The organism is Xanthomonas sp. BRIP62415 (assembly GCF_003993515.1).
Classification (GTDB): domain Bacteria; phylum Pseudomonadota; class Gammaproteobacteria; order Xanthomonadales; family Xanthomonadaceae; genus Xanthomonas; species Xanthomonas euroxanthea.
Genome location: NZ_QEZH01000028.1, coordinates 178,234 through 193,256, shown reverse-complemented (window position 1 = coordinate 193,256; position 15,023 = coordinate 178,234). Strand labels below are relative to the sequence as shown.

General features: G+C 66.8%; 10 protein-coding genes. 6 read left to right on the top strand and 4 right to left on the bottom strand.

Annotated elements, in window-relative coordinates; genetic code table 11:
- Positions 1-178: 178 nt before the first annotated feature.
- Positions 179-421 (bottom strand): hypothetical protein, encoded by a 243-nt coding sequence (locus EO141_RS13480; protein WP_206514806.1) that lies wholly within the window; start codon positions 419-421, stop codon positions 179-181.
- A 203-nt stretch (positions 422-624) separates the two neighbouring features.
- Between EO141_RS13480 and EO141_RS13475 the strand changes: the two genes are divergently transcribed.
- Complete coding sequence (locus EO141_RS13475; protein ID WP_104584202.1) at positions 625-1,080, top strand: hypothetical protein; 456 nt, start codon at positions 625-627, stop codon at positions 1,078-1,080.
- Between the two features lie 112 nt (positions 1,081-1,192).
- Here EO141_RS13475 and EO141_RS13470 read toward each other — a convergent pair whose 3' ends face one another.
- The 3 genes from EO141_RS13470 to EO141_RS13460 all read right to left on the bottom strand — a co-directional run bounded on the left by EO141_RS13470 (position 1,193) and on the right by EO141_RS13460 (position 6,676).
- Positions 1,193-2,983, bottom strand: coding sequence for a DUF885 domain-containing protein (locus EO141_RS13470; protein WP_164739208.1), 1,791 nt, complete (start codon positions 2,981-2,983; stop codon positions 1,193-1,195).
- Positions 2,984-3,314: 331 nt separating this feature from the next.
- On the bottom strand, positions 3,315-5,543 hold the full coding sequence (locus tag EO141_RS13465; RefSeq protein ID WP_164739207.1) for a S9 family peptidase: 2,229 nt from the start codon (positions 5,541-5,543) through the stop codon (positions 3,315-3,317).
- Positions 5,544-5,986: 443 nt separating this feature from the next.
- Positions 5,987-6,676, bottom strand: coding sequence for a glutathione binding-like protein (locus EO141_RS13460; RefSeq protein ID WP_119129823.1), 690 nt, complete (start codon positions 6,674-6,676; stop codon positions 5,987-5,989).
- Between the two features lie 251 nt (positions 6,677-6,927).
- Between EO141_RS13460 and EO141_RS13455 the strand changes: the two genes are divergently transcribed.
- The 5 genes from EO141_RS13455 to EO141_RS13435 all read left to right on the top strand — a co-directional run bounded on the left by EO141_RS13455 (position 6,928) and on the right by EO141_RS13435 (position 14,556).
- Positions 6,928-9,942 carry a TonB-dependent receptor gene (locus tag EO141_RS13455; protein ID WP_127169443.1) on the top strand — a complete coding sequence of 1,005 codons (3,015 nt, stop codon included), beginning with the start codon at positions 6,928-6,930 and terminating at the stop codon, positions 9,940-9,942.
- 180 nt (positions 9,943-10,122) lie between these two features.
- On the top strand, positions 10,123-10,824 hold the full coding sequence (locus tag EO141_RS13450) for a SapC family protein (RefSeq protein WP_164739206.1): 702 nt from the start codon (positions 10,123-10,125) through the stop codon (positions 10,822-10,824).
- Entirely contained in the window at positions 10,814-11,827 is a 1,014-nt protein-coding gene (locus tag EO141_RS13445; protein WP_127169442.1) for a cupin-like domain-containing protein, read from the top strand. Before EO141_RS13450 ends, EO141_RS13445 begins: the two co-directional genes overlap by 11 nt.
- 12 nt (positions 11,828-11,839) lie before the next feature.
- Entirely contained in the window at positions 11,840-13,402 is a 1,563-nt protein-coding gene (locus EO141_RS13440; protein ID WP_127169441.1) for a tryptophan halogenase family protein, read from the top strand.
- 134 nt (positions 13,403-13,536) lie between these two features.
- Positions 13,537-14,556, top strand: a complete 1,020-nt coding sequence (locus EO141_RS13435) for an energy transducer TonB (protein WP_127169440.1) — start codon at positions 13,537-13,539, stop codon at positions 14,554-14,556.
- The last annotated feature ends 467 nt before the right edge of the window (positions 14,557-15,023 follow it).

Here is a 15,023-nt window from a genome sequence, read left to right as displayed (position 1 = left end):
GCTGCAACGGACAGGAGCGCGCCGCGATTCATGCCAGCGTGATTCGCCGGGGCACACGGTCGGCTCGCCCCATAGGGAACGCGTTCGGATGGCGGCGGTGTCACGCAGCGACCTTCTTCATCGCCAGCCGGTGCAAGGCGCTTCCGGCTCGCGCGACCTGCTTTGACGCCGCCGCGCGCTAGATCACGCCGCCGCCCAGGCTCAGGCGGATCACCCCGACCACGATCACCAGGCCGTTAAGCAGCAGACCGGTCTTGGCACGCCCGCGATTGCCGGCCGAGGTGAACAGCAGCGCGACCGCCGCAATCAGCGCGCCCACCGCCGCAAACGGGATCAGGAACCAGTTGCCCCAGCCCAGCAACGGGATGAAGGCCAGCACCATCCACAGCAGCGCCACAATGCCCCACAGCAGGCTGATCAATCCCACGTATCACCTCGACGTCTTAGAAGAATGGCCTGAGCTTAGCCCTGTGGCCGCCAAGACGCCGTGGGCAGGTGGTCACCCTGACCAATGGCGGCTTGGCGGTAGCCTCACGTGGGCACGGCTAGGGTGCGGCGAAGTCCGGCGCGATTCAGTCCGGGCGCCGGATCATCGTCATCACTGTCGTCAACAGGGGCCGCATCATGAACAAGCATGTCGTCATCGCCGCTGCGCTCGCCATGCTCCTGGCCGGTTGCGCCAGCAGTTCCAAGGTGATGCTGGGCCAGGCGCGCGCACCGATCGACCCGGCGCAGGTGCAGGTGTACTCCAATGCACCGGTCGGCTCGGTGGAGATCGCCCAGCTCGAATCCACCAGCGCCGCCGGCTTCGGCACCCAGGGCCAGACCGATGCGGCCGTGCAGCGCCTCAAGCGTGAGGCGGCCAAGCTCGGCGCCAATGGCGTGGTCATCGTCGGCGTGGGCTCGGAACGCTCCGGCGGCGGCCTGTCGGTGGGCGGCGGCAGCTACGGCGGCCGCGTCGGCGGCGGCCTGGGCATCGGCATCCCGACCACTCAGAAGCGCGCGGCCGGCATGGCGATCTGGGTGCCGGCCGGGGCGCAGCAGCGCGCGGCGCCAGAGGTGTCGCCTCCAATGCGCTGAGGCGAGCCTCAACGATTCGAAAGCATTTGCGAAGGCAGTGCTGCAACAGGGCGCGATAGTTGGCCGATTCAAGCTCCATCGTGCCCTGCTGCGTTACGCCGTCTTGAATTGCTTAGCGCTTGCCCTGCTGCGCAGGGATGAACTGCGTCTCCACCGCCTTGGCCAGCTGGTCCGGCGGCAGCAGACCCTGGTCGAGCAGGAAGTTGTTGAAGGCCAGGCGGTCGAACTTCTTGCCCAGGACCAGCTCGGTGCGCATGCGCAGTTCCAGGATGCGGGTGTAGCCGTAGAAATAGCTGCCGGCCTGGCCGGGGGCGCGGACGGTGTAGCGGTCCAGTTCCTGGCGAGTCATCGCCGGCGAGAGGCCGACATCGTCTTCGAGCACCTGGCGTGCGCGTTCGCGGTCGATCAGGCCGAGGTTGAGCATCGGGTCGAGCATGGCGCGTGCGGCGCGCAGCAGGCGGAACTGCAGGGCGATCAGCTGGCCGTCAAGCGGTTCGTACGGGACCATTTCGGCTTCGGCATACAGCGCCCAGCCTTCGACGTTGACCGAGTTGAACGCGAACAGGCTGCGCGCCAGCGACACGCCACGTTCGACCATGGCGGTGAACTGCAGCTCATGGCCGGGGCGGCCTTCGTGTGCGCTGAGCGTCCAGGCGGCCGAGCCGAAGTTGAAGTCGTCGTACTGCTCCTTCTTGGCGCCGTCGGCAGTCGGGTTGCCCAGCGGCAGCACGAACTGGCCCTGCTGGCCGGTATTGCCGATCAGCGGGGCCGGCAGGAAGTGCGGTGCCGGTTGCGCAGCGCTTTCGGCCGCGCTGCCCAGGCGCATCTGCATCGGGCGGTTGGGCACATCGACGATGCGCTGCTGGCGGATGATCGGGTCGATCTGGTCGATCACGCCGCGGTAGTGGGTTTCCAGCTGGTCGTCGGCAATCTTGTTGCCCTTGAGCGCGCGGATCACCTGCACGTAATCGCTGCCCTGCACGCCCTTGGCCTTGGCCACCAGCGGCGCGAGCTGACGCATCGCCGAGCGGGTTTCCATGAATTCCAGCTGCGCGCGCTGGATCAGCTGCTGCGGGGCGATGTCGATGCCGACCTGCTTGAGCTGGAAGGCATACAGCGGCTCGGGCAGGCGGGTGTCCTTGCGCGCTTTCGGCAGCACCGTGGTGCGGGTCCAGGTGGCGTACTCCTTCAACTGGGTGGACATCGCCTTGAGCGCTTCGTCGGCGCCGGCGATCTTGTACTTGGCGAACAACTCGCCGATGCCGGCGACGTAGGTGTCCACGTTGGCCAGCGCCTGCTCCACTTCGCGCTCGGTCGGCTGCAGCAGGGCCTTGTTGCCAAGCTGTTCCTCGTAGCGCTGGCGGGCCAGCGTGGTGGTCGGCGTCGTGCCCGGCACCAGGCCCACGTAACGCTTGAGGCGATCCAGCGCCTTGGCGCGGCGCTCGGGCACGGTCTGGTCGGACAGCAATCCATTGAGGCCGCTGAAGACCAGCTGCGGCGCGTCGCTCCACGGCAGCAGGTAGCGCTCGTTGAGCTGGCTGCCTTCGATGTTCTGTTCGGCCGCCGCGATCATGATCTGCAGGTCCTGGCGCACGTTGACGTCGCGCTCGGTCGCCAGCTTGGCCTGCAACGCGGTGCGCGCCTTGCTCATCGCATCGCGGTAGCGCGCGGCGTTGTTCGGCCCCAGGTCGATGACCTGGTCGTCGTAGCCGGGCACGCCGAAGAAGCTGGCGTATTCGGGCTGGAACGGCGCCTGCGCGTTCAGCAGGATCTGCGCGTCGCCGTTGCTGGTCTGCACCCAGGCCGGCGTGGCAGGCTGGGCCTGCCCGGGCTGACCGGTCTGTGCCTGCAATGGCAGCGAAGCACCGAGCGCCAGCGCAACGGCGAGAACAAGTGGTTTCATGGGGTGGATCCGCAAGTTGAGTAGCGCGACCCTACCCATCCGCAGCGGCTGCGGCAATGCGCCTTAGGTCATGGTCGCAGGAGTGCGGCGGCGCTTGCGCACCCGTTACCAGGCTGCAGACGTTGGCGATTGCAGCTTGCCAGGCGCTGCAGCCGGAACCGGCGGCAGCGATGACATGACAACGTCCTTGTAGGCCAAGTGTTGGGGCACGACTGCAGATGACCTCGGCGGTGAGCAAAAACCACGGCGCGGCCAACATCGCCGCGGGGCCGCGGCGGCGGCCGCTGTACCACTGCAGTGGCCGCGTCCCCTGCAGCCGGCCGCCGGCCGCTCAGGGCATCAGGCAGCGCTGGATGAAGGCCTCCGCGGTCTTGTAGCGATGCAAGGCGGTGCTGCCGGACAACCCATGCTTGGCACCGGGATAGGTCATCAATTCAAAGGCGGTGCCGCGCGCCTGCAGCGCGCTCATCAGCGCGGTGGAGTTGGTGAACAGCACGTTGTCGTCGGCCATGCCGTGGATCAGCAGCAGCCTGGCGCGCAGGCCATCCAGATGGGTGGCGATGCGTGCGTCGCGGTAACCGTCGGCGTTGCTGGCCGGCAGGTCCATGTAACGCTCGGTGTAGTGGGTGTCGTACAGCCCCCAATCGGTGACCGGCGCGCCGGCCACGCCACAGGCGTAGGCCTCGCTGTGCCTGGCCAGCAGCATCAGCGTCATGTAGCCGCCGTTGGACCAGCCCTGCACGCCGATGCGGGCCGGATCGACCCAGCGCTGCGCCTTGAGCCAGGCCACACCCTGCAGCTGATCGTCCACTTCGACTGTGCCCTGCCTGCCGTACAGCGCACCACCGAAGGCGCGGCCACGCCGCGGCGTGCCGCGGTTGTCCAGCGAGAACACCACATAGCCGCGCTGGGCGAGGTACTGGTCGAACAGCGCATCGCCACGGCTCGGCCAGGCATCGAGCACGGTCTGCGCGGCAGGGCCGCCATACACGTACACCATCACCGGATAGCGCCTGGCCGGGTCGAAGTTGTCCGGCTTGATCAGGCGATACTGCAGCGGCGTGGTGCCGTCGGCAGCGGTGAGCGTGCCGAATTCCACCGGGCGCTGCGCGTCGCGGTATCTGGCGTAAGGGTGCTGCGGATCGGCCAGGTCGTTCTTCAGCAGCGTGGCGATTTTTTCGCCATTGGCGCGGAACAGCTCGATCTGCGGCGGCGTGCCGGTGTTGGACCAGCTATCGACATACACGCTGGCATTGCCGGCGAAACTGGCCGCGTGCGTGCCGCGGGGCATCGAACGTTTTTCGATCGCACCGCCGGCCAGCGGCACGGCGTAGATGTGGGTCTGGGTCGGCGATTCCTTGCTGGCGGAGAAATACACCGTGCCGGCGTGCTCGTCGACGGCGAGCAACGCATCGACCACCCAGTCGCCGGAGGTCAGCGGGGTGAGCGTGCGCCCGTCTTCCGATGCCACATACAGATGCGCGTAGCCGCTGCGCTCGGAGTTCCAGACAAAGCGGCCGTCCTTGAGAAAGCGCAGATCGTTGTGGAGCGGCACCCAGGTCGGCGAGGTCTCGGTGACCAGCACGCGCTGCTTGCCGCTGGCCAGCGTGGTTTCGATCAACGCAAGGGTTTTCTGGTCGCGCGACTGGCGCTGGAAGGTCAGCCGCTGCGCATCGCGCCAGTCCACCCGCGCCAGGTAGATGTCCGGGTTCTTGCCCAGGTCGATCCACTGCGGCTTGGCTGCAGCACGCGGGGCGATCACGCCGAGCTGCACGGCCACATTGGGCTGGCCTGCCTGCGGATAGCGCTGGTCGATCACCTCGGTGTGGTCGGCGTAGACCTCCGGGCGCTTCTGGATCGGCACAGCCGATTCGTCGATGCGCGCGAAGGCGATCGCCGAATCGTCCGGCGCCCACCAGTAGCCGGTGTGGCGATCCATTTCCTCGTCGGCGACGAACTCGGCCACGCCATTGCCGATGGTCTCGCTGCCGTCGCGGGTCAGTTGCAGCTGTTTGCCGCTGGCTAGGTCGATCACCCACAGGTTGCGCGCGCGCACGAAACTGACGAAGCCACCCTTGGGCGAGAGCTTGGCATCGGTGGCGAAGCCTTCGCCATGGGTGAGCTGGCGCACCGCGGCGCTGCCGGTCTTGCGCAGGTCGTACAGATACAGCTCGCCGCCGAGCGGAAACAGCAACGCGTGCGCGTCCGGCGCCCATTGGTAATCGACGATGCCGGCGAAGGCGGCGATGCGTTGGCGCTCACGGCGGGCCTTTTCCACATCGCTGAGCGTCTCGGTGCCAGGCAACACGAGCTTGGAATCAACCAGCAGGCGGGTCTGGCCGCTAGCGATGTCGTACTCCCACAGATCCAGTTGATTGCGGTCGCTGTCCTTGCCGCGCAGGAAGCTCACGCGCGAGCCGTCGGGAGCGACCTTGGGTTTCATCAGCGTCGGGCCGGACAACGGCAACGGGCCGGTGATGGCATCGAGGGCGAGCTTTTCGGCGTGGGCGGTGGGGAGCGTGCTGAGCATGAGGGCAAGTGCGGCGAACAGGGCGCGCATCGAAGATCCTGTCTTGAGATAGCACACAGGATGCGGGCGCGTGAGGTGTTTGAGAAGCGCGGCGATGGCGCGTGTGCGCGATGACGGGTTGTGCGTGGTTGCGCGCATGTGCGGCAGCGTGGTTCTGGAGTCGTCCTCGCCCTGCCTTGCGCGGCACAGGTGCGATGGCCCGATGGTCGCAGTTGGCGCGCTGCGCAGGTTCCGGGGGGCGGTGGGTCTGGCTCCACTTGCGTGCCCTTGCACCGACTCCTCCCCCGGGGGAGAGGGGCTCGCTGCGCCGGGTGCGTGTCGCGCACGATTGATGCACGCGCATGCCGCTGCTGGGTCCTGATGCCGGCTTACTGTTGCTGCCTGCTGCTGTTGCTGCTGTCGCTGCTGTGCAGTTGCACCAGTCGCCGCTATCGCCGCATGGGCTTCTACGCAGCCGCGCCTGCCGCTTTGCTTCAGCGCTTGCCGAACAGGTGCCTGCGTTCTTCCTCGCCCAGTGGCTTGCCGGCGTCGGGGTTGACCTGTTCCTTGAGCGCGTAGGCGCGCTGGGTGGCCGGACGCGCGGAGATGGCGTCGTGCCAGCGCTTGAGATGCGGGAAGTCGGCGTAATCGGGGCGGATGTCGGCGTAGACCTCGATCCACGGATAGCTGGCCATGTCGGCGATGCCGTACTCGGGGCCGGCCAGGAACGCGGAGGCGGCCAGGCGCTTGTCGAGCACGCCATGCAGGCGGCGTACTTCGGTGTTGTAGCGCTCGATCGCGTAGGGAATCCTTTCCGGCGCATAGACGTTGAAGTGGCCCATCTGGCCGCTCATCGGCCCCAGCCCGCCCATCTGCCAGAACAACCATTCCAGCGCGGCGATGCGGCCACGCGCATCGCGCGGCAGGAAGCGGCTGGTCTTCTCGGCCAGGTACAGCAGGATGGCGCCGGATTCGAACACGCTCTGTGCGGGACCGCCGTCGGCCGGTGCGTGGTCGACGATCGCCGGCATCTTGTTGTTGGGCGAAATCTGCAGGAAGGCCGGCTCGAACTGCTCGCCCTTGCCGATGTTGACCGGCTTGAGCGTGTAGTCCAGCCCGGCTTCTTCCAGGAACAAGGTGACCTTGTGGCCGTTGGGGGTGGGCCAGTAGTACAGGTCGATCATCGTGCGCTCCAGTTCGGCAGGGGGTGGCACGCAGGCGCGCGCCTCGACGACCGATGGTACGACCAAGCCCGCGACCTGCGCGTGCGCTCGCCGTAGTGCTGATTGGAACGATGTGTGACGCGATTGCTCGCGGCCGATGCTGCAGTGCAAGTTGACTTGGTTAAGGCTGCGCTCACAAATGCACGACTGTTTCATCGACCTTCGCCTGTCCCGCCTGGGGCCGGCTTATCTTCACTTGGGGAAGAATCATTGTGAGAGAGCCACGCACCCTGCCGCGCACGCGGCGTCTGACGTCTGCCCTGCTGTTTGCCTTGTCGACGCCGCTGGCCGCGCAGACCGCACCGCCGCCGCAGTCCGCCTCCACGGTCCCCGGCGCGAGCCAGGCCGATCCGGCCACGCTCGATGCGGTGCAGGTCACCGGTATCCGCGGCAGCCTCACCTCGTCGATGAACGTCAAGCGCGATGCGCAGGGCATCGTCGACGGCATCGTGGCCGAGGACATCGGCAAGTTCCCCGATACCAATCTGGCCGAATCGCTGCAACGCATCAGCGGCGTGTCGATCGACCGCTCGCTGGGCGAAGGCTCGCGCGTCACCGTGCGCGGCGTCGGCCCGGACTTCAACCTGGTGCTGCTGAACGGCCGGCAGATGCCGGGCGCCAGCATCGAGGAATCCAACGCCTCCAACTCGCGTGCGTTCGACTTCGCCAACCTGGCGTCGGAGTCGATCTCCGGCATCGAGGTGTTCAAGACCAGCCGCGCCAGCACGCCCACCGGCGGCATCGGTGCGACCATCAACATCAAGACCAGCCGACCGCTGGACAACCCGGGCCTGCATGCCAACGTCGGCCTCAAGGGCGTGCACGACAGTTCCAACGAGAACCTGCCCGGACGCCTGCAGGGCGATTCGCTGACACCGGAAATCTCCGGCATTTTCAGCAACACCTCGGCCGACGGGCGCTTTGGCGTGTCGCTGAGCGGCAGCTACCAGGAGCGCGACTTCGGCTATAGCCAGGTCGGCGTGCCCAACGGCTGGCGTTCGTTCCGCGGCGATGCCACCGCCTACGGCACCATCCCGCAGCCGGGCGCGCCCGGCTCGGAGAACATCGTCAACCGCCCCGGCCCCAACGATATCTATTCGGTGCCGCAGAACCTCAACTACCGCGTGGTCGGCGTGGAGCGCCAGCGCACCAACGGCCAGCTGGTACTGCAGTACAAGCCGCTGGACAACATCACCACCACGCTGGATTACACCTATTCGGAAAACAAGATCCAGCAGCAGCGCAACGAGATGTCGGTGTGGTTCAACTACGGGCCGTCGGCCAGCGCATGGACCAACGGCCCGGTGGCAGGACCGGTGAGCTATTCGGAAATCGTCAATCCGGCCACCAGCGACCTGGCCACCGCCGGCTCCAATGCGGCCACGCGCAACCAGAACAAGTCGCTGGGCTTCAACGTGGATTGGGCGGTCAACGATCAGTTCAAGCTCAACTTCGACATCCACCGCTCCACCGCCGAAGCCGGTGCGGACAGCCCGTTCGGTTCCAGCAATTCGCTGGGCGTGTCCGGCTTTTACCGCGGCACCTCGGTGGTGGATTTCAGCAAGGATTTCCCGGTGTTGCAGCAGCAGTTGGGCTTCGGCCTGACCGGGCTGGATCCGTCGCGCACGCTGGTCACCGGCTCGGCGTTCCGCAACAGCTACATGAAGTCGGAGATCGACCAGGCGCAGGTCAACGGCGACTTCACCTTCGAAAACTATTCGCAGTTGAAGTTCGGCATCGGCAGCACCGAGGTCAAGAACCGCTCGGCATTTTCCAACGTGCAGCGCGACACCTGGGGCGGTGCCGGCACCGCGGCCGATTATCCGGACGATCTGTGGATTCCAAGCTCGTTCGCGCAGTATTTCGATGCGATCGACGGCAGCAGCAACCCGGCGCAGTTCGATCAACTGTTCCTGTTCGACTTCGAACGCGCCCGCCAGGCCGCCGCGCAGGTGGCCGGCGACGACGCGCTGTACCGCACCTCGCCGGTGTTCACCACCGACCGCCGCGTGACCGAAAAATCCAAGAATGCCTATTTGCAGTGGAACAACAGCTGGGACGATCTGCGCGTGCCGATCAGCCTGGCCGCCGGTGTGCGCTACGAAGAAACCGAGGTGGACGCACAGGCGCTGGTGCCGGTGGCGGTGGGCATCGACTGGGTCGCCAACAACGAGTTGCCGATCCGCCTGGCCGACTCGGCATTCGCCAGCGGCAGCGGCAAGTACGAGTACTGGCTGCCCAGCCTGGACCTGAGCTTCAAGCTCACCGAAGACCTGGTGCTGCGCGGCAGCTACGGCGAAACCATCGGCCGGCCCGGCTGGGGCGATATCCAGGGCGGGCAGACGCTCAACCAGATCGCGCGCCTGGAAGGCGGCACCGGCCAGGAAGGCAACCCCGGCCTCAAGCCGCTGCTCTCGCACAACATCGACCTGTCGCTGGAGTGGTACTACAGCGATGCCAGCTACGCCTCGGTGGGCTTCTTCCGCAAGAACATCGACAACTACATCGGCGTGACCACGCGCAACGATGCCTCGCTGGGCCTGAACACGCCGGTGGGCGGTGCGTACTGGAACGAAGCGCTGGGCAACGGCTGCGCCTCGGCGGACCTGACCTGCATCCGCAACTACATCTTCCGCAACCGCGGCGGCGCGCCGGGTGTGGTGCGCGGGACGGACGATTCCAATGGCAATGCCACCGGTGTGATCAGCGGGCAGCCGGGCGATCCGGTGGCCAACTTCGCCATCACCGCGCCAGCCAACCAGCGCTCGGCCTCGCTGGACGGCTGGGAATTCAACCTGCAGCACATGTTCGGCGACAGCGGCTTCGGCGTGTCGGCCAACTACACCATGGTCGACTCCGGCCTGACCTACGACAACTACGTGATCGGCGAGCAGTTCGCGCTGGAAGGGCTGAGCGATTCGGCCAACGTGGTCGGCTTCTACGACAGGGACAAGTGGCAGGTGCGTGCGGCCTACAACTGGCGCGACGAGTTCCTGGCCGCACGCTTCGACGGCAGCGGCCAGCCCAACCCGGTCTATACCGAAGCCTATGGCCAGCTGGATCTGAGCATCGGCTACCAGTGGACCGAGAACCTGTCGCTGAGCCTGGAGGCAATCAACCTCACCGACGAGGTGCAGCGCCAGCACGGCCGTCACCCGAACCAGATCATCTACGCCACCCAGACCGGCCCGCGCTACATGCTGGGCGTGCGTTACAAGTTCTGGTGATGCAGCGCTGTGGTCATGCAGTGATGTTCTTTTTTTAAGCGCTCCCGGCAGTGAGTCTGCCGGGGCGTTTCGCACGGCCCTCTCGTGGCGTTTCCCGGATGTGTCGCATCCGGGACTTGCCATGCCGAAGCAACTGTCCAAGCATGGGCCACGCGCCCCGCGTGATCTGCCTGCCCCCCCATGACCAATGCCGTGTTGTTGAACAACCTCGATCACCGCGATCTGCGCGTGATCACCGCGCACGGCGCCGCCTTCGGCGATGACGTGATGTCGGCTACGACCTTTCCGCAGGAATTCCGCCAACTCCAGGCGCAATACCCGATCGTGTTCCATCGCAGCGGCGAGCGCAGTTTTCAGCCGCTGGCGTTGCTGGGCCTGCGCCTGGGCGAGAACCTGTTCCTGGACGGTGCGCGTTGGGATGCGCCGTACGTGCCGCTGGCGATCCAGCGCCAACCGTTCTTGATCGGCGAGCAGGCGGACGGGCCGATGGTGCACGTGGACCTGGACAGCCCGCGCATCAGCCGCAGCGAAGGCGAGGTGCTGTTTCGCGAACACGGCGGTACCACCGAATTTCTCGACCACATCAGCCAGGTATTGCGCACCTTGCACGATGGCCTGACCGCGAGCGAGGCCTTCGTCGCACGCTTGCTGGGCTACGACCTGCTCGAACCGTTCGTGTTCGAGGCCACGCTGCAGAACGGCCTGGAATGCCGTCTGACCGGGCTCTACGCCGTGCACGAAGAACGCCTGCGCGCGCTCGACGATGCCGCACTGCTCGATCTGCACCGGCATGGCGATCTGGAACCGCTGTACATGGCGGTGGCCTCGATCGCGCAGTTCCGCCACCTGCTCGACCGCCTGCAGCGCCGCCATGCTGGCTGAGCCGCGCGCCATCGAAGAGCGACACGGGCTGGACCCGCAGCAGCTGGATCCGGCCATGCTGCGCTCCACCACGCCGCTGGTCTTGCGCGGGCTGGTGCGCAACTGGCCGCTGGCGCAGGCCGGCGCGAGCTCTGCGCAGGCGGCGGCCGCCTACCTGCGCGGCTTCGATCGCGGCGAGGCGGTGGTGGCGCAGGTCGGCCCGCCGGAGATCGATGGGCGCTTCTTCTACAACGCGGACATGAGTGGCTTCAATTTCCGCCCCGAACGGGTGCCATTGAGCGTGGTGCTGGAGACCTTGCTGCGCGATCTGCACAACCCGCAGCCACCGGCGATCTATGTCGGCTCCACCACGCTGGACACCTACCTGCCCGGCCTGCGCGCGCACAACCCGATCGCGCTGCCGCAGGCGCAGCCGCTGGCCAGCATCTGGATCGGCAACCGCACCCGCATCGCCGCCCACCAGGACCTGCCCGACAACCTGGCCTGCGTGGTCGCCGGGCGGCGCCGCTTTACCCTGTTTCCGCCGCAGCAACTGGCCAACCTGTATATCGGCCCGCTCGATCTCACCCCGGCCGGGCAGCCGGTCAGCCTGGTCGATATCGCCGCGCCGGACCTGCAGCGCTTTCCACGCTATGCGCAGGCGCTGGAACACGCGCTGGTGGCCGAGCTGGAACCGGGCGATGCATTGTTCATTCCCAGCATGTGGTGGCATCACGTCCAGGCGCTGACGCCGTTCAACGTGCTGGTGAATTTCTGGTGGCGGCAGAGCCCGGCCTACATGGATTCGCCGATGAACGCGCTGATGCTGGCGCTGCTCACCATGCGCGACCTGCCAGCGGAGCAACGCGCCATCTGGCAGGACGTGTTCGACCATTACGTGTTCGATGCCGACGCGGACACCGCCGCACACGTGCCGGAGTCTGCGCGCGGCGTGCTGGCGCCGATGGACGAGGCCCGTGCCCGCAGCCTGCGCGCGCGCTTGCTGCAACGCCTGAATCGCTGAGGATCTGATGCCATGACCGACACCACGCCTGCGGATCCACAACAGCGCCCGGTGCGCCGCGTCGTCATCGCCGGTGGCGGCACCGCCGGCTGGATGGCCGCCGCCGCGTTATCCAAGGTGCTGGGCCGGCACCTGCAGATCACCCTGGTGGAATCGGACGAGATCGGCACGGTGGGCGTGGGCGAAGCCACCATCCCCAGCCTGGTCACCTTCCACCGCCTGCTGGAGATCGACGAGGCCGCGTTCATGGCCGCCACCCAGGCCACCATCAAGCTCGGCATCGGCTTCGAGCACTGGCGCGATGTCGACCGGCACTACATCCATTCCTTCGGCCATACCGGCACCGATCACTGGAGCGCCGGCTTCCAGCATTTCTGGTTGAAGGGCCGGCAGCGTGGCGTGGCACGCGACTTCGGCGACTATTGCCTGGAGCTGCGCGCCGCGCAGGAGGGCCGCTTCGCCCACCTGCCCAACGGCGGCATGAATTACGCCTATCACCTGGATGCCGGCCTGTACGCGCGCTTTCTGCGCCGCTTCAGCGAAGGCTTCGGCGTGCAGCGCATCGAAGGCCGCATCGGCAGCGTGGAGACCGATGCGCACAGCGGCTATCTCACCGCGCTGACGCTGGACAACGGCATGCGGGTGGAAGGCGATCTGTTCCTGGATTGCACCGGCTTTGCCGGCCTGCTGATCGGCAGGACGCTGGGCGTGGGCACGGACGACTGGTCGCACTGGCTGTTCGCCGACAGCGCGCTGGCGGTGCAGACCGAATCGGTCGGCGCGCCGGTGGCGTACACCCGCTCGCGCGCCGATCAGGCGGGCTGGATGTGGCGTATCCCGCTGCAGCACCGGGTCGGCAACGGCATCGTGTATTCCAGCCGCTACATGGACCAGGACAGCGCCGCGCAGGTGCTGCAGCGCAATCTCAGCGGCCGCGCACTGAGCCAGCCGCGGGCACTGCGCTTCACGCCCAATCAGCGGCATCGGGTGTGGGAGAAGAACTGCGTGGCGCTGGGGCTGGCCAGCGGCTTTCTGGAGCCGTTGGAATCGACCAATATCCATCTGATCCAGCGCGGCATCATCCGGTTGATGCAGACCTTCCCGCAGGTCATCAACGCCATCGATATTGCCGAATACAACCGCCAGGCCGCCGCCGAAATCACCCATATCCGCGATTTCGTGATCCTGCATTACCACGCCACCGACCGCCGCGACACGCCGTTCTGGCGCGATTGCGCGGCGATGGACATCCCCGACACGCTGCGCCATCGGGTGGAGTTGTTCCGCCAGAGCGGGCGGGTGTTCCACCAGGCCAACGAGCTGTTTGCGGAAAATTCCTGGGTGCAGGTGATGCTGGGCCAGGGCATCACGCCGAAGCAGCATCACCCGGTGGCCGACCTGATGGGCGATGCCGAGCTCCGTCATTTTCTGGAGACCATCCGCACGCGTGTCGATGCTGCCTTGGTGCGGCTGCCGGCGCATGCGGACTTCCTGCGGCGCTATTGCCCGGCACCGCTGCCCGAGCCGGCAACGCGGCTGCCGACCGACACGGCGCTGGTCACCGGGACGCGATGAATTTCGCGCCCGGCAGGCGCCCCCCTTGGCTTAGACCGCCTCAGCAATGCTAGATTGCGGCTTTGCCAGCCATTGCGGGAACAATGGCCGGCGCTCGCCGCAGCATCTTTTTGCAATCGGGGTAAGGGGAACGCATGTTGGATCTGACACAGGGCCGTATGGCACGCCGGATCGCGCCGGTCATTTTGTTGGTCGGCCTGGCCGCCTGCTCCAGGCAGGACGACAAGGCCGCCACCACCGCGCCTGCCACCGGCGCCACGCCTGCGGCACCTACCGCCGCGCCAACGCCGGCCACGGCGGTGTCGCCGCAGGTGCAATCGATGGCTGCCGACCAGTTGCGCGCCTCGGCCACCAAGGCCTTGCAGGACAACCGCATGTACGCCCCGGCCGGCGACAACGCGGTGGAGTACTACCTGGCCCTGCGTGAGAAGCAGCCGCAGGACGCCACCGTCAACAGCGCGCTGACCGACCTGATGCCGTACACGCTGATCGCCGCCGAACAGGGCATCAGCCGCGAAGAATTCCCCGAGGCGCAGCGCCTGATCGCGCTGATCGAAAAGGTGGACCCGAAGGCACCGGCACTGCCGCGCCTGAAAAGTGGCCTGGACACCGGTATGAAGACCGCCGCCAGCCGCTCCGAGCAGGATGCCGAGCAGGCCAGGAAACTGGTCGAGGACAAGGCCAAGCAGGCGGCCGAGCAGAAGCGTCTGGCCGAGCAGCAGACCCGCGAGGCGGCCGCTGCGCAGCAGATCGCCGCGCAACAGGAAGCCGCCCGCCAGCAGAGCGCCGAGGCCGAACGCCAGGCCGCCGCGCGCCGTCAGGCCGAAACTCCGGCGCCTGCGCCGACCCCGGCGGCCCCGCGCCCGGCACCGGCAACTGCCGCAGCTGCACCGGCCGCGCAGTCGCTGCGCCCGATCAGCACACCGGCACCGCGTTACCCACCGGAAGCACTGCGCGCCGGCACCTCCGGCGAAGTGCTGGTGGAGATCACCGTCGGCACCGATGGCTCGATCACCGCCTCGCGCGTGCTGCGCGCCACCCCGCCGCGCGTGTTCGACCGCGAAGCGCTCAATGCGGTCAAGCGCTGGCGTTTCGAACCGGTGGCTGCACCGGTGACCACGCGGCGCACGCTGTCGTTCAACCCGGGGGGTTGAGTGGGGCGTTGGGCGATCGGATGGTTCTGCATGCAGCTGAGTGAGTGCGTTGCTCGTTGATCTCCGCCGATGGTTGATTGTTGGATCGTTGGTTGAGGGTTTGATCGATGGCTGATGGTTGCTGATGTTTGCTGACGTTGATGCACTGCACTCACGGCGAATGTCAGGCGCCAAACAGAAAGCCCGCAGCGATGCGGGCTTTCTGTTTCCTGGTGATCCGTACCCTCATCCGCCCTTCGGGCACCTTCTCCCCGAGGGGAGAAGGAACTGCTAGCCCCTTGCCCCTCGCCCCTCGGGAGAGGGGTTGGGTGAGGGTACGGCGACCGAGTCGACGTCACGCACTGCGCAGACAACAACACCGTTCAATCAATCAACGTCAACATCGACATGCGTCACCGCGCATTCGTACCGGCAATTTGCACCGTCCTCCGGCGCTGTGCGCCACCGTCTCCCGGCAGGAGAAGGGC